Source organism: Streptomyces sp. NPDC002386 (genome assembly GCF_053593175.1).
In genome coordinates this window covers 112,914-128,132 of record NZ_JBSFBX010000006.1, presented here as the reverse complement: position 1 = coordinate 128,132, position 15,219 = coordinate 112,914, and the positions used below count along the sequence as shown (strand labels likewise).

The 15,219-nt window shown below is 74.1% G+C and carries 7 protein-coding genes; 2 read left to right on the top strand and 5 right to left on the bottom strand.

Annotated features, from left to right (window positions below):
- Positions 1-22 precede the first annotated feature (22 nt).
- The 5 genes from nudC to ACWCPN_RS14495 all read right to left on the bottom strand — a co-directional run bounded on the left by nudC (position 23) and on the right by ACWCPN_RS14495 (position 10,413).
- A complete protein-coding gene (nudC, locus tag ACWCPN_RS14515; protein WP_199211909.1) occupies positions 23-967 on the bottom strand; it encodes an NAD(+) diphosphatase in 945 nt (314 codons plus the stop codon).
- A 161-nt stretch (positions 968-1,128) separates the two neighbouring features.
- The gene (locus ACWCPN_RS14510; RefSeq protein WP_451205526.1) at positions 1,129-2,532 is read right to left on the bottom strand and encodes a dipeptidase; all 1,404 of its coding nucleotides are present in this window, start codon (positions 2,530-2,532) and stop codon (positions 1,129-1,131) included.
- 47 nt (positions 2,533-2,579) lie between these two features.
- Positions 2,580-6,263 (bottom strand): UvrD-helicase domain-containing protein, encoded by a 3,684-nt coding sequence (locus ACWCPN_RS14505; RefSeq protein WP_451205522.1) that lies wholly within the window; start codon positions 6,261-6,263, stop codon positions 2,580-2,582.
- Between the two features lie 113 nt (positions 6,264-6,376).
- Entirely contained in the window at positions 6,377-9,751 is a 3,375-nt protein-coding gene (locus ACWCPN_RS14500; RefSeq protein ID WP_451205519.1) for an ATP-dependent helicase, read from the bottom strand.
- A 275-nt stretch (positions 9,752-10,026) separates the two neighbouring features.
- On the bottom strand, positions 10,027-10,413 hold the full coding sequence (locus ACWCPN_RS14495) for an MGMT family protein (protein WP_365119962.1): 387 nt from the start codon (positions 10,411-10,413) through the stop codon (positions 10,027-10,029).
- A 185-nt stretch (positions 10,414-10,598) separates the two neighbouring features.
- On the opposite strand from ACWCPN_RS14495, the gene ACWCPN_RS14490 reads away from it, so the two are divergent.
- Both ACWCPN_RS14490 and ACWCPN_RS14485 read left to right on the top strand, forming a co-directional pair.
- Positions 10,599-13,451 carry a lysylphosphatidylglycerol synthase transmembrane domain-containing protein gene (locus ACWCPN_RS14490; protein WP_451205515.1) on the top strand — a complete coding sequence of 951 codons (2,853 nt, stop codon included), beginning with the start codon at positions 10,599-10,601 and terminating at the stop codon, positions 13,449-13,451.
- Between the two features lie 84 nt (positions 13,452-13,535).
- A complete protein-coding gene (locus ACWCPN_RS14485) occupies positions 13,536-15,086 on the top strand; it encodes an alpha/beta hydrolase (RefSeq protein ID WP_451205512.1) in 1,551 nt (516 codons plus the stop codon).
- Positions 15,087-15,219 lie beyond the last annotated feature (133 nt).

Here is a 15,219-nt window from a genome sequence, read left to right as displayed (position 1 = left end):
CCTGTCGCATGTCAGCGGTGTCTCAGATGACGCTCCGCGTCGGCAGCGGCTTGCCGTACCACATCTCGATCAGGCGGGCGGCGATGGAGATGCCGTAGGGCGGCAGCACCTCGCCGGTCTCGAAGGCCGTGCGCAGGTCCTCGCGGGAGAACCAGCGGGCCTCGTGGATCTCGTCGCCGTCGACGGTGATGTCGGTGGAGGTGGCGCGGGCCATGAAGCCGAGCATGAGGCTGGACGGGAAGGGCCAGGGCTGGCTGGCCACGTACTCGACCGGGCCGACGTGGACGCCGGCCTCCTCGAAGACCTCGCGGCGCACGGACTGCTCGATGGACTCGCCGGGCTCGACGAACCCGGCGAGCGTGGAGAAGCGGCCCTCGGGCCAGTGGACCTGCCGGCCGAGCAGGATCCGGTCGTCCTCGTCGGTCACGGCCATGATCACCGCAGGGTCGGTGCGCGGGTAGTGCTCGCCACCGCAGGCCGGGCAGCGGCGGATGTGGCCGGCGGCGGCGATGACCGTGCGCTCGCCGCAGCGCGAGCAGAAGCGGTGGGTGCGCTGCCAGTTCTCCAGGCCGACGGCGTGCACCATGAGGCCCGCGTCCCGCGGCGACAGCAGCAGCCCCGCCTCGCGGAGTCCCGCCGGGCGCGCGGACTGGTCGATACGGCCGGGCAGGGCGTCCTTCTGGAGTGCGAAGTAGCTGACGCCCTCCTCGTCGTTGCCGAGGAAGTAGCGGTGGGCCTCGGTGAGCGGCGCCTCGAAGGAGGGGGTCATGACGAGTTCGGTGCGGCCGTCGGGCGTCTCGTCGATGAGCACCTGGCCGCCGGAGACCACGAAGCAGCGGGTCGTGGGGTGGCTCCACGCCGCCGCGAGCCAGGCTTCGTCGAGCCGGTGGTGGGCGGCGCGGTCGATGCCGCTCGGGGCGGTGAGCGAGATGGGGCGGTCGGCGGTTTGGTCGGTCCAGGTGGTCACGGGTGCTTCCAACTCCCCCAGTGCAAGGTGCAACGGTTCGTTTCGGCGGGTGGTTCGGCGGACGTGGGGCGTGTGGGCACCGGGCCGGGCGCGGGCGGGGCGTGCGAGCGGTTCTTCCAGTGTGCCCCGCGCGCGGTGCCGTCCCGTACGGCGCCGGCCGGTCAGGGGGCGTGCCGCCAGTTCCCGGCGAGGTCGGCCCAGAGGTAGGCGCTGGTCTCGACGCCCTTGAGGAGGAGGTCGAGCTCGACCTTCTCGTTCGGGGCGTGCCAGCCGTCGGAGGGGACGGAGATGCCGAGGAAGAGGACGGGGGCGCCGAGGACCTCCTGGAGGTCGGCGGCGGGGCCGGAGCCGCCCTCGCGGGTGTACCGGACCGGACCCTGGAAGGCGCGGCTCATGGCGCGGACCACGGACTGCAGTGCGGGGTGGTCGAGGGGGGTCAGGCACGGGCGGGTGGCGGAGCCGAAGTCGATCTCGTGCCGGATGCCGGCGGGCAGCTGCTCGGCGGCCCAGGCGCGGACCGCCTTCTCGATGTGGTCGGGGTCCTGGCCCGCGACCAGGCGGAAGGAGAGCTTCACCGTGGCGGAGGACGGGATGATCGTCTTGCTGCCGGGGCCCTGGTAGCCGCCGCCGATGCCGTTGACCTCGGCGGTGGGGCGGGCCCAGATGCGTTCCAGGGTGGTGTGTCCGGCCTCGCCGTGGGTGGCGCGCGACTTGGCGGTGCGCAGCCACGTCGCCTCGTCGAAGGGGAGCTGGGCGAACAGCTCGCGTTCGCGGTCGGTCAGCTCGACCATGCCGTCGTAGAAGCCGGGGACGGCCACGCGCGCGTGCTCGTCGTGCAGGGCGGCGACGAGCCGGGCCGCGACGGTGGCGGGATTGGGCACGGCACCGCCGAAGGAGCCGGAGTGGATGTCCTGGTCGGGGCCGTACAGGCGGATCTCGCACTCGGCGAGGCCGCGCATCCCGGTGCAGACGGTCGGGGTGTCCTCGGACCACATGCCGGTGTCGGAGACGATGACGGCGTCGGCGGCGAGCCGTTCGGCGCGCTCCTCGACGAGGGTGCGGAAGTGCGGGGAACCGGACTCCTCCTCGCCCTCGATCAGCAGCTTGAGATTGACCGCGGGGGCGGTGCGGCCGGTGGCGGCGAGGTGGGCGCGGACGCCGAGTGTGTGGAAGAACACCTGGCCCTTGTCGTCGGCGGCCCCGCGCGCGTGGAGGCGGTTTCCGCGGACGACGGGCTCGAAGGGCTCGCTGTCCCAGCCGTCCTCGAGGGCGGCGGGCTGCACGTCGTGGTGGCCGTAGACGAGGACGGTGGGCGCCTCGGGGTCGCCGGAGGGCCATTCGGCGAAGACGGCCGGGGCGCCCGGGGTCGGCCAGACCTCGACGGTCGGGAAACCGGTCTCCTCGAGCTTGGCGGCGAGCCAGTCGGCGCTGCGCCGTACATCGGACGCGTGGTCGGGCTGGGCCGACACGGAGGGGATGCGCAGCCATGCGGTGAGGTCGTCGAGGAAGGCGGCGCGGTGCTCGTCGATGTACGTGCGGACGGCGCTGTCCGGGGTCTGGCTCATGCTCACGAGCCTATCGGCCCGTGGGGCCACCCTGGGCAGGCCGTTCGTCACACTCGGGTGCCCTCGGCCGTCTCGCGCGGGTGGCCGGGACGCTCGTCCGTCAGCAGCCGTTCCAGGGCGGCGCGGTCCGGCAGCGCCTCGGGGCGTACCACCTCGCCGGTGCGCACGTACAGGAAGGCGGCCGTGACCGAATCGGGCGGTACGCCCTGCTGCTCGGCCCAGGCGACCCGGTAGACGGCGAGCTGGAGGGGGTCGGCGGTGTGGGCGCGGTGGGTCTTCCAGTCGACGATCTCGTAGGTGGCCCGGTCGCCGTCGCCGTTCCTGTAGACGGCGTCGATGCGGCCGCGCACGACCCGGCCGGCGAGGGTGAGCTGGAAGGGGGCCTCGATCCGCCAGGGGGTGCGGTGGGCGTACTCGGTGCGTTCGAAGGCCTCCTTGAGGGCTTCGAGGTCGCGCTCGTCGGTGATCTCGGCCTCGCCGCCGGGCAGCTCGTCCGGTTCGAGCATGGGCAGGGTGAGTTCCTCGAAGCGGGCTTCGACCCAGGCGTGGAAGCGGGTGCCCCGGCGGGCGGCGGGCTGCGGGGGGTGCGGCATGGGGCGTGCGAGTTCCTGTGCGAGCCCGTCGGGGTCCTCGGCTAGGCGCATCAGCTGGGACGCGGTGAGGGTGGCCGGCAGGGGGACGTCGGTGATGCCGTGGCGGGCGCGCAGCAGCTCGCCGGTGAGGGCGTCGAGGTCGCGGTCCCAGGAGGCGATGGCGCGGGCCTCCTCGGGGGTGACGCGGGTCTCGTCCGGGGCGGCGGGCTCGGGGTGCGCCGGTCCTCCGGCAGGGTGGGCGGGTCCTCGGCGGTGGGTCCGCTCGTCGGGGGCCGATGCCTGGTGGGGCACGGCCGGCCGCTCGGCGGTCCAGGAGTCCCAGCCGCCGGGCTGCTCCGGGGAGGGCGCGTGCTCGTCGTACGAGGACTCGGCCTCGTGGGGCGTCTCGTCGTCGTACGGGTGCTCGTCGTACGGAGTCCCCTCGTCGTACGCGTCGTACGGGGTCCCCTCGTCGTACGTGTCGTACGGGGTCCCCTCCTCGTACGGGAAGTCCTCGTCGTCCGGCGGTGCCGGCCAGTCCGGGTCGTCGAGGGTGCCGGGGTCGTGGTCGGCGGGCGGCCGGGTGTGCTGCCGGGCGGCCAGGGCGTCCAGGTGGGCGCGGACGGTCCCGGCGGCCGCGCGGCGCCGGGCCAGGGCGGTGTCGTCCAGCGGCAGCGGCCACGCCTGTTCGGCGCCGGCCGTGTGCAGCGCCGGGTTCTCCTCGTCCTCGGCGGGCTCGTCGGCCCAGGCCTCGATCTCGCCGTGGCCGGCGGCGCAGTGGTCGTGCAGGGCCTGGAGGAAGCCGGAGGGCCCGCGCGGCCTCTTCTGGCTGGGCCCCCACCAGTGGCCGGAGCCGAGGAGCAGGGAGCGGGGGCGGGTGAAGGTGACGTATCCGAGGCGGAGTTCCTCGGTGTGCTGGTGTTCCTTCATGGCCTCGTGGAAGGCCTTCATGCCCCGGGAGTCCCAGGAGCCGATGTCGGGCAGGGTGTCGGCGTCGCCGCGCAGGACGTGCGGCAGCACCTTGGCCTGCGCGGTCCACTTCTCGCGGCCCTGTGCGCTGGGGAAGGTGCCGTTCACCAGCCCGGGGACCACCACGACGTCCCACTCCAGGCCCTTGGACTTGTGCGCGGTGAGCACCTTGACGGTGTTCTCGCCGCCGGGCAGGGCGTTGTCGAGGCCCTTCTCGTACTGGGCGGCGGTACGCAGGTAGCCGAGGAAGGCCAGCACGGTGGCCTCGCCGTCGCCGGCCGCGAAGGAGGCGGCGATGTCGAGGAAGTTCGACAGGGTCTCGCGGCGGCGCGCGGCGAGCGCGTGCGGGGAGGCGGACAGCTCCACCTCCAGGCCGGTGACGGCGAGGACGCGGTGCAGGACGTCCATGAGCGGGTCGGACAGGGAGCGGCGCAGGTCACGCAGTTCCGCCGCGAGGCGGGCGAAGCGCACGCGCGCGTCCGGGGAGAACGGCAGTGCGTCGCCGTCCCGGTCGTCCTCGCGCAGAGGCGACTCCAGGAACGTGTCCAGGGCGTCCGCGAGCGACACGACTTCGGAGGGGTCGGTTCCCTCGACGGCCTCGGCGAGCCTGCGGTCGGGGTCCTCGGTGCCGTCCGCGCGCGCGGAGGCGACGAGCAGGCGGGCGCGGCGGCCGAGGAGGGCGAGGTCGCGGGCGCCGATACGCCAGCGGGGGCCGGTGAGCAGGCGGACGAGGGCGGCGTTGGCGCCCGGGTCCTGGAGGACTTCGCACACGGCGACGAGGTCGGCGATCTCGGGCAGGTGCAGCAGCCCGGAGAGTCCGACCACCTCGACGGGGATGTCACGGGCGACGAGGGCGCCCTGGATCTCGGCGAAGTCGGTGGCCGTGCGGCACAGCACGGCGATCTCGCCGGGCGCCCTGCCGGTGCGGACGAGGTGGGAGATGGAGTCGGCGATCCATTCGGTCTCCTCGGCGTGGGTGCGCAGCAGGGCGCAGCGGACCGTGCCGTCGTGCTCGGCGCCGGGGGCGGGGCGGAGGGCCTCCACGCCCGCGTGCATGGCGCGCAGCGGTTCGGCGAGGCCGTTGGCGAGGTCGAGGAGGCGGCCGCCGCTGCGGCGGTTCTCGCTGAGCGCCTGGCGGGTCGCGGGATGGCCGTCGTGGCGGGCGAAGTGCTCGGGGAAGTCGTCGAGGTTGGCGACGGAGGCGCCGCGCCAGCCGTAGATGGCCTGGCAGGGGTCGCCGACGGCGGTCACGGGGTGGCCGGTGCCGCCGCCGAACAGCCCCGACAGCAGGACGCGCTGGGCGACGGAGGTGTCCTGGTACTCGTCCAGCAGCACGACGCGGAACTCCTCGCGCAGCAGGCGGCCCACCTCGGGGACACCGGCGAGGCGGGCGGACAGCGCGATCTGGTCGCCGAAGTCGAGCAGGTCGCGTTCGCGTTTCGCGGCCCGGTAGCGCAGGACGAGGCCGGCCAGTTCACGGCGGGCGGCCGCGGTGTCGGGGACCTTGCGCAGATCGGCGTTGGTCAGCTTGGCGTCGGCCAGGGTGTGCAGCAGGCCGGTGTCCCAGGCGCGCAGTTCCTCGGGGTCGACGAGGTGTTCGGCGAGTTCGGAGTCGAGGGTGAGCAGGTCGCTGACGAGGTCGGCGAAGGAACGGGTGAGCGCGGGGTAGGGGCCGGGGGCCTCGCGCAGCACGCGCGCGGCGAGCTGGTAGCGGGTGGCGTCGGCGAGCAGCCGGGAACTGGGTTCGAGGCCGATGCGCAGGCCGTGGTCGGTCAGCAGCCGGCCGGCGAAGGCGTGGTAGGTCGAGATGACCGGCTCGCCCGGCGGGTTGTCCGGGTCGGGCCACGCGGGATCGGCGGGCGGCGCCGTCGGCGAGGGGTGCCTGCCGGGCGCCGGGAGGGCGTCGGGGTCGGTGACGCCGGCCTTGATCAGCGCCGTGCGGACGCGTTCGGCGAGTTCGCCCGCGGCCTTGTTGGTGAAGGTCAGGCCGAGCACCTGTTCGGGGGCGACCTGGCCGGTTCCGACCAGCCAGACGACGCGGGCCGCCATCACCGTGGTCTTGCCCGAGCCGGCTCCGGCCACGATCACCTGCGGGGCGGGCGGCGCGGTGATGCAGGCCGTCTGCTCCGGGGTGAACGGGATACCGAGGAGCTCTTTGAGCTGCTCGGGGTCGGTGATACGGGCGGGCATGTCGTCAGAGGCTAGCGGCGGGCACTGACAACTGGGGACGCATCGGCCGCCCGAGCCGGAAGAACCGCAGGTCAGCGCGCGTGGTGCTGTGCGTCACGGTGCCTCGTGGGAGGTCACTCGACCACGTGCCGCCCCTCCGGCCGGGCGCTGCACGAGGCACGGAACGCGCAGTGGGCGCAGTGCTGGCCGGTGGTGGGGGTGAAGCGTTCGTCGAGGACCTTTCCGGCGGCGGTGGCCAGCAGCTCGCCGACCCACTCCCCCGCGGGCGGCTCCTGGGTCTGCACCTTGGGCAGGGTCTCCCCGCCGTCGCGTCCGGCCGCGCCCTGCCGCAGGTGCACCAGCTCGGCGCCGCCGGCCTCGGGGCGCTCGCCGTCGAACGCGTCGTCGGCGGCGCCCTCGCGGACAGCGAGCTGATAGACGGCGAGCTGCGGGTGGCGGGCCACCTCGGCGCCGCTGGGGGCCTGCTTGCCGGTCTTGAAGTCCACGACGTAGGCGCGGCCCTCGCCGTCCGCCTCGACCCGGTCCATCTGGCCGCGGATGCGGACCTGGTAGTCGCCCGCGGCGAGGGTGACGTCGAAGTCCTGCTCGCTCGCCACGGGAGTACGGCCGGTGCGGTCCAGGACGTGCCAGTTCAGGAACCGTTCGAGGGCCGCGCGCGCGTTGTCCTTCTCCTGGGCCGACTTCCAGGGCGCGTCGAAGGCGAGCGCGTTCCACACCGAGTCCAGGCGTTCCATCAGGACGTCGAGGTCGGCGGGGGTGCGGCCGGAGGCGACCTCGTCGGCGAGGACGTGGACGACGTTGCCGAAGCCCTGGGCGGCGGTGGCGGGCGCGTCGGCCTTCACCTCGCGGCCCAGGAACCACTGCAGCGCGCAGGTGTTGGCGAGCTGGTCGAGAGCGCTGCCGGAGAGCACGACGGGCTGGTCGCGGTCGCGCAGCGGCACCTTGCTCTCGGTCGGCTCGAACATGCCCCACCAGCGGTCGGGGTGGGCGGACGGCACCAGGGGCCGGCCGTCCTCGTCGGCGAGGGCTGCGAGCCTGGCCAGGCGGTGTGCGGCCGCTTCCCGCAGCGCGGCGGAGGCGCCCGGGTCGACGGTGGTGGCGCGCAGCTCGGCGACGAGCGCGGCCACGGACAGCGGCCGGCGGGGGCGGCCGGTGACGTCCCGCGGTTCGACGCCCAGCTCGGTCAGGAAGCGGGAGGGCTGGTCGCCGTCGTCGGCCGGCGCCTTCACGGCGGTGACGACGAGACGTTCACGCGCGCGCGTGGCGGCCACGTAGAACAGGCGGCGTTCCTCGGCGAGGAGGGCGCCCGGGGTGAGCGGTTCGGCGAGTCCGTCGCGGCCGATGCGGTCGGCCTCCAGCAGGGAGCCGCGGCGCCGCAGGTCGGGCCAGAGCCCCTCCTGGACGCCCGCCACCACGACGAGCCGCCACTCCAGGCCCTTGGCGCGGTGCGCGGTCATCAGCCGGACGGCGTCGGGGCGCACGGCCCGCCGGGTGAGGGTGTCGGCGGCGATGTCCTGGGCCTCGATCTCCTCCAGGAAGTTGAGGGCGCCGCGGCCGCCGACGCGCTCCTCCGCGCGGGCGGCGGTGGCGAACAGCGCGCACACCGCGTCCAGGTCGCGGTCGGCGTTGCGGCCGGCCGCGCCGCCGCGCCGGGCGGCGCGTTCCAGCCGGCCGGGCCAGGGCGTGCCCTGCCACAGGTCCCACAGCGCCTCCTCGGCGGTGCCGCCGGCGGCCAGGCGCTCGCGAGCGGTGCGGAGCAGCGCGCCCAGACGCTGTGCCCCGCGCGCGTAGGCCGGGTCGTGGGTGACAAGGCGCTCGGGTTCGGCGAGGGCCCGCGCGAGGAGTTCGTCGGAGGGCGCCGGCAGCGGGTTCCCGGCGGCCCGTTCCTCCTCGCGCAGGGCGCGCCCGAGGCGGCGCAGGTCGGCGGTGTCCATGCCGGCGAGCGGGGAGGCGAGCAGGGTGAGCGCGGTCTCGGCGTCGAGCCAGGAGAGGTCGCGCTCCCCTCCGGCCGCTTCCCCCGCCCCGGCCGCTTCCTCCGCCGCGGCCTCGGTCTCCGCCGCGGCCTCGGTCTCCGCCCGCGCGGGTGCTCGCCGTGACTCGGCCGTGGCCACCGTCCGCAGGGCGGTGAGCAGGGGTGCCACCGCGGGCTCGTGGCGCAGTGGCAGGTCGTCGCCGTCGATGTCCAGGGGGACGCCCGCCGCGGTGAGGGCGCGGCGGAGCGTCGGGATGCTCCGGGCGCCTGCACGCACCAGGACGGCCATGTCGCTCCAGGGGACGCCGTCCTCCAGGTGCGCGCGGCGCAGGATGTCGGCGATGTTCTCCGTCTCCGTGCCGGGTGTCGGGTAGGTGTACACCTCGACCCGGCCGCCGTCGCGTACGGCCTCGGGCTCCCGGTGGGCGCGCACCTTCTCGGCGGGCAGCCGGGTCAGCGGCATGCGCCGGGTGATCAGGCGGGTGGCGGCCAGCAGGGCGGCGCCGGAGCGGCGGGCGGCGCGCAGCACCTCGACGGGTGCGGGCCGGCCGTCCGGGCGCGGGAAGGCCGCCGGGAAGTCCAGGATGCCGTTCACGTCGGCGCCCCGGAACGTGTAGATCGACTGGTCGGGGTCGCCGAGGGCCACCAGGGTGCGGCCGCCGCCGGCCAGGGCGTGCAGGAGCCGCACCTGGGCCGGGTCGGTGTCCTGGTACTCGTCGACGTAGACGGCGTCGTACCGGGCGGCGAGCCCGGCCGCGACCTCGGGGCGGTGGGCGAGGAGCACCGCGCGGTGGACGAGTTCGGCGTAGTCGATGACGCCCTGGAGGTCGAGGACGTCGAGGTACTCGGCGAGGAACGCGGCGGCGGCACGCCAGTCGGGGCGGCCGATGCGGCGGGCGAAGGCGTCCAGGGCGCCGGGGCCGAGACCCAGCTCACGGCTGCGGGCGAGGACGGCGCGGACCTCGTCGGCGAAGCCGCGGGTGGTCAGGCAGGCGCGCAGCTCGTCCGGCCAGCGCACGTGGTTCAGGCCGAGCCGCTCCAGGTCGGGCTGCCCGGCGAGCAGCCCGCGGACGGTGACGTCCTGCTCGGGTCCGGAGAGCAGGCGCAGCGGCTCCGCGAACAGACCGCTGTCCTGGTGGGCCCGGAGCAGGGCGTAGCAGTACGAGTGGAAGGTGGTCGCCCGGGGCGCGCGGGCCGCGCCGATGCGCAGGGCCATGCGGTCGCGCAGGTCGACGGCGGCCCTGCGGCTGAACGTCAGCACCAGGATGCGTTCGGGGTCGGCGCCGCGGGCGACGCGCGCGGCCACGGACTCCACGAGGGTGGTGGTCTTGCCGGTGCCCGGACCGGCGAGGACGAGCAGCGGTCCGGTGCGATGGTCAACCACGGCGCGCTGGGCGGCGTCCAGTCGAGGGGGGTCGGGCTCGGCGGGCGGGGTACGCACCAGCCGGTAGGCGCCACGGTTCCCCTGCCGCACCGGGGGGTGCGGCAGACGGCTGGTGGTGGAGGAGGAGCTCACGTGGTTCGCCGGTCCTGGTGGTTGTGCTGGTGGGCGGGCGGTCACGCGTGCGAGGCGGTGGCCGCGGGGTGAGGGGCACACGTGCGGCCGACGCTACGCCGCCACATCGGACGGAAGCAGGTCTTCCGCTTCTTCCCTCGTGGCTCCCGGACCCCTCGGGGCCCCGGTGTCACGCGTATCCCTCGACCATCGAACGTACGTCATGCAACGGACGTCCCCCGTGTCCCTCGTACGGGCCACCGATTCCCCTCGGGGGCATCCGATGGCGGAAGCTGTCAGGTGTGACCGTCCGTGCCCGTGCCGCCGTCCCATCGCGCCCGTCTCATGTCGAGCCGCGGCAGATGGCCCTCGGCGCTCCTGCCCGCCGCCTTGAGCGGGGTGCCCTCCGCCCGGTATCGGGCGAGCGCGCCGAGCTCGTGGCCGGGCAGCAGCACGCCGTCGGCACGGACCACGCGCCACCACGGGACGCTGCCCCCGTAGAGGGACATCACCCGGCCGACCTGGCGCGGTCCGCCCTCCTCGAGCCACTCGGCGACATCGCCGTACGTCATGACCCGACCGGGCGGGATCAGCTCGGCGACCTCGAGGACCCGCTCCGCGTACTCCGGCAGCGCGTCCTCGCATCCGACCCGGGTGTCCTCGGCAGGGCTCCGCTCGCTCATTCGCCCCATCCTGCCGTACCCCACCGACATCGCGGCGCGGAAGGCAGGGGGCGGGCCCTCGCCCTCGGGCGGCGGTTCCGGCAGACTGTCCGACCCCGCATCTGCACCCTGATGCCCGCGAGTGCCGGTGGGGCATGCCACCATCGTGCGGGCGGTGACCGGTGATACGAGACCAAGAAGAGACGATGAAGCAGCAGGGTGTGCACCCCGAAGGCGCGGCGGGCACCCCTGACGCGTCCGCGCGTCCCGACGCCGCCGCCTCGGGCCCGGAGGGCAGTGGCGCGGCGGGCCGGGACGGCGGCGCCGTGACCGGCGAGGGCACGCGCGAGGACGCCACGAACGCGCGTGAGCACGACGCCGCACGCGCGCGCGACGACGACGCGGGGGGTGCCGAGGCGACTCCCCCCGGCACCCCGCGCCCGGGCGCGGGCTCCGGTGACGAGGCTCACCCGGAGGAGGTGGAGGGCGACGAACCGCTGCTTCCCGCGCGCGTGCACCGTCCGTCCGACCTCATGCGGCTGCTCGTGGGCGTGCTGGCCGTCGTCGTGCTGCTCGCGGTCGCCGCGTTCGCGCACGGCACCACCTCGGGCCTCGAACAGGACATCAACAAGGGCACCGGGCAGGCCCCCGACCTGCTGATCAAGATCGCGGGACTCGCCTCCAGCATCGCGATCCTGCTGGTGCCGGTCGCCTTCGCGATCGAACGGCTGATCAAACGGGACGGGCTGCGGATCGCCGACGGCGTGCTCGCGGCGGTCCTCGCGCACGGAGTGACCCTCGCCACCGACCTGTGGGTGGCCCGGGCCGCACCCGGCTCCATCCAGGAGGCGCTCACCCAGCCCTCGCCGGGCGACATCCACGCCCTCACCGACCCGGTGCACGGCTATCTCGCGCCCGTCATCGCCTACATGACGGCCGTCGGGATGTCCCGCAGACCCAGATGGCGCTCCGTGCTGTGGATCGTGCTGCTGCTCGACGCGTTCTCGATGCTCGTCACCGGCTACACGACACCCTTCTCGATCATCCTGACCGTGCTGATCGGCTGGACCGTCGCCTACGGCACGCTGTACGCGGTCGGCTCGCCGAACGTCCGTCCCACGGGGCGGACGCTGATGGCGGGCCTCCGGCACGTCGGCTTCCACCCGGTCGCCGCGGCCCGCGAGGAGACCGCGGAGTCGGAGAACGGCGACCGCGGCCGGCGCTACTTCGTCACCCTGGAGGACGGCCGGCCGCTGGACGTCACGGTCGTCGACCGGGAGCAGCAGGCCCAGGGCTTCTTCTACCGGGCCTGGCGCAATCTGACCCTGCGCGGCTTCGCCACCCGCTCCAGCCTGCAGTCGCTGCGCCAGGCACTGGAGCAGGAGGCGCTGCTGGCGTACGCGGCGATCGCGGCCGGCGCCAACGCGCCCAAGCTGATCGCCACCTCCGAGCTCGGCCCGGACGCGGTCATGCTCGTCTACGAGCACACCGGCGGGCGCACGCTGGACTCCCTGGCGGACGAGGAGATCACCGACGAGCTGCTGCGCAACACCTGGCGGCAGGCCCAGGCACTGCAGTCCCGGCGGATCGCGCACCGCAGGCTGGCCGGCGACGCGATTCTGGTGGATCGTTCCGGCAACGTGATCCTCACCGAGCTGCGCGGCGGCGAGATCGCGGCCGGTGACCTGCTGCTGCGCATGGACGTCGCCCAGCTCATCACCACGCTCGGCCTGCGGGCGGGCGCCGAGCGGGCGGTGGCCTCGGCGGTCGGTGTGCTCGGCCCGGACGCGGTCGCGGACTGCCTGCCGATGCTGCAGCCCATCGCCCTGACGCGCGCCACGCGCGCGACGCTGCGCCGCCTCGGCCGGGAGCGGGCCGAGCGGGAACGCGAGGCGGTGCTGGAGGCCTCCCGGCAGGCCAAGCTTGCCCGGGCGGAGGAAGCCTCGGCGACGGCCGGCCCCGCCCCCGGCAAGCCCGACAAGAAGACGGTCCGCGCCGAGCAGCGGGCCGAGAAGCGGGCCATCGACGAGGCCCTGGACGAGGCCCGCGAGGAGGACCTGCTCACCCAGATCCGGCACGAGGTGCTGCGGATCAGGCCCCAGGCCCCGGTGGAGCCGGCCCGCCTGGAGCGGGTGCGTCCGCGCACGCTGATCAGCTTCATCGCCGGCGCCATCGGCGCGTACTTCCTGCTGACGCAGCTCACCCACATCGAGTTCGGTCCGCTGGTCGCCAACGCGCAGTGGGGCTGGGTGCTGGCGGCGGTGCTCTTCTCCGCGCTCAGCTACGTGGCCGCCGCGATGGCGCTGCTGGGATTCGTACCGGAGCGGGTGCCGTTCCCGAGGACCGTGGGCGCCCAGGTGGCGGGTTCGTTCGTGAAGATCGTGGCGCCCGCGGCCGTCGGCGGCGTGGCCCTCAACACGCGCTTCCTGCAGCGCGCCGGAGTGCGCCCGGGGCTCGCCGTCGCCAGCGTCGGTGCCTCGCAGCTCTTCGGGCTCGGCTGCCACATCCTGATGCTGCTGTCCTTCGGCTACCTGACGGGCACCGAGAAGACGCCGTCGCTGTCGCCGTCCCGGACGGTCATCGCCGGCCTGCTGACGGTGGCGGTGCTGGTGCTCGTGGTGACGTCGGTGCCGTTCCTGCGGAAGTTCGTCGTCACGCGCGTGCGGTCGCTGTTCGCCGGTGTCGTGCCGCGCATGCTCGACGTGCTCCAGCGGCCGCAGAAGCTCGTCACCGGCATCGGCGGCATGCTGCTGCTGACCGCCTGCTTCGTGATGTGCCTGGACGCCTCCATCCGCGCCTTCGGCGACGGATCGACCTCGCTGAGCATCGCCAGCGTGGCCGTGGTCTTCCTCGCCGGCAACGCGCTCGGCTCCGCGGCGCCCACCCCGGGCGGTGTCGGCGCGGTCGAGGCGAGCCTCACGCTCGGCCTGATCGCCGTCGGCCTTCCCAAGGAGGTCGCGGCACCGGCCGTCCTGCTGTTCCGGCTGCTCACGCTGTGGCTGCCGGTGCTGCCCGGCTGGCTCGCCTTCAACCAGCTCACCCGCAAGGGCGCCTTGTAGGCGCTCCCGCGGACCGGGGCCGGGGCGTCGCTCGTACGGCCCGTGCCCCGCGCGCCCCGGCCCGCACGCGCGCACGATGGAGGCATGGCGAACCCCTCCAGGCTGCGTGCCGCTGCCCTGACCACCAGCGCCGTGCTGCTGGCCGCCCTCCTGGCCGGGTGCGGCGACGGTGCCGGGAACGGGAACGGGGACCTGACGGCGCAGAAGCTGGACTGGAAGGACTGCCCGGCCCCGTCCGCGGCGGAGGGCGGCGGCTCCTCCCCGTCGCCGCTGCCGGACGGCACCCAGTGGCAGTGCGCCACCATGAAGGCGCCCGTGGACTGGAGCAAGCCCAAGGGAGACGCCCTCGACATCGCGCTGATCCGTGCGAGGGCGAGCGGCGACCCGGGCAAGCGGATCGGCTCGCTGATCTTCAACTTCGGCGGCCCCGGCGGCAGCGGCGTCACCACGCTCCCCGCGTTCGGCCAGGACTACGCCACCCTGAACACCCGCTACGACCTGGTGAGCTTCGACCCGCGGGGGGTGGGCCGGAGCGTGCCGGTGGAGTGCGAGAGCGACGCCCAGCTCGACGAGTACTTCCAGCAGGACGCCACACCCGACGACAGCGCCGAGCAGACCCAGCTCATCGACCGCACCAAGCAGTTCAACGCCAACTGCGAGAAGCACTCCGAGAATATTCTGCCGCACGTCCGCACCACCGACGCGGCCCGCGACATGGACCTGATGCGCCAGGTGCTCGGCGACGACAAGCTGCACTACTTCGGCATCTCCTACGGCACCGAACTCGGCGGCGTCTACGCCCACCTGTTCCCCGAGCACGTCGGCCGGGCGGTCCTGGACGCGGTCGTCGACCCCACCAAGGACCCCGCGCAGAGCGCGCTCGGCCAGGCCCAGGGGTTTCAGCTGGCGCTCGACAACTTCGCCGCGGACTGCACGTCGAAGACCGAGGACTGCCCGATCGGCGACACCGCGCAGGACGTCAAGGACCGCATCGCCAAACTGCTCAGGGACCTGGAGAAGAAGCCGATCCCCGGTGCCTTCCCGCGGCAGCTCACCCAGACCGCGGCGACCAACGGCATCGCCCAGGCCCTGTACTCGAAGGACTTCTGGGAGTACCTCACCGAGGGGCTGCAGCAGGCGTACGAGGGTGACGGCAAGATCCTGATGCTGCTCTCCGACTCGATGAACGGGCGCAGCGAGAACGGCGAGTACAGCAACATCGCCGCGGCGAACATCGCCATCAACTGCGCCGACGAGAAGCCGCGCTACACCGCGGACGAGGTCCGGCGGAGGCTGCCGCAGTTCCGCGCCGTCTCCCCGCTGTTCGGCGACTACCTGGCCTGGGGCATGCTCAGCTGCACCGACTGGGCGGTACCGGGCGCCGCCGACCATCCCGACGTCAGCGCACCGGGATCGGCGCCGATCCTCGTCGTCGGCAACACCGGCGACCCGGCCACCCCCTACGAGGGCGCGAAGAAGATGGTGGACGCGCTCGGCGAGGGCGTCGGCGTCGAGCTGACGTACAAGGGCCAGGGGCACGGGTCGTACGACAGCAAGAACAAGTGCGTGCAGAGCGCGGTGAACGGATACCTGCTGGACGGGAAGGTGCCGAAGGCCGGCACGGTCTGTTCCTGAAAAACCCGACCACTGCAGTAAATATGCAGGTCAGACGGTTATCCACAGCCCGTCACGGGCCCCGTCCCCGCCGCCTACCATGACGTGGACGCCTTCCGCGGCACGACGCGGGGGGCCTGCGAGGGGGGTGCGC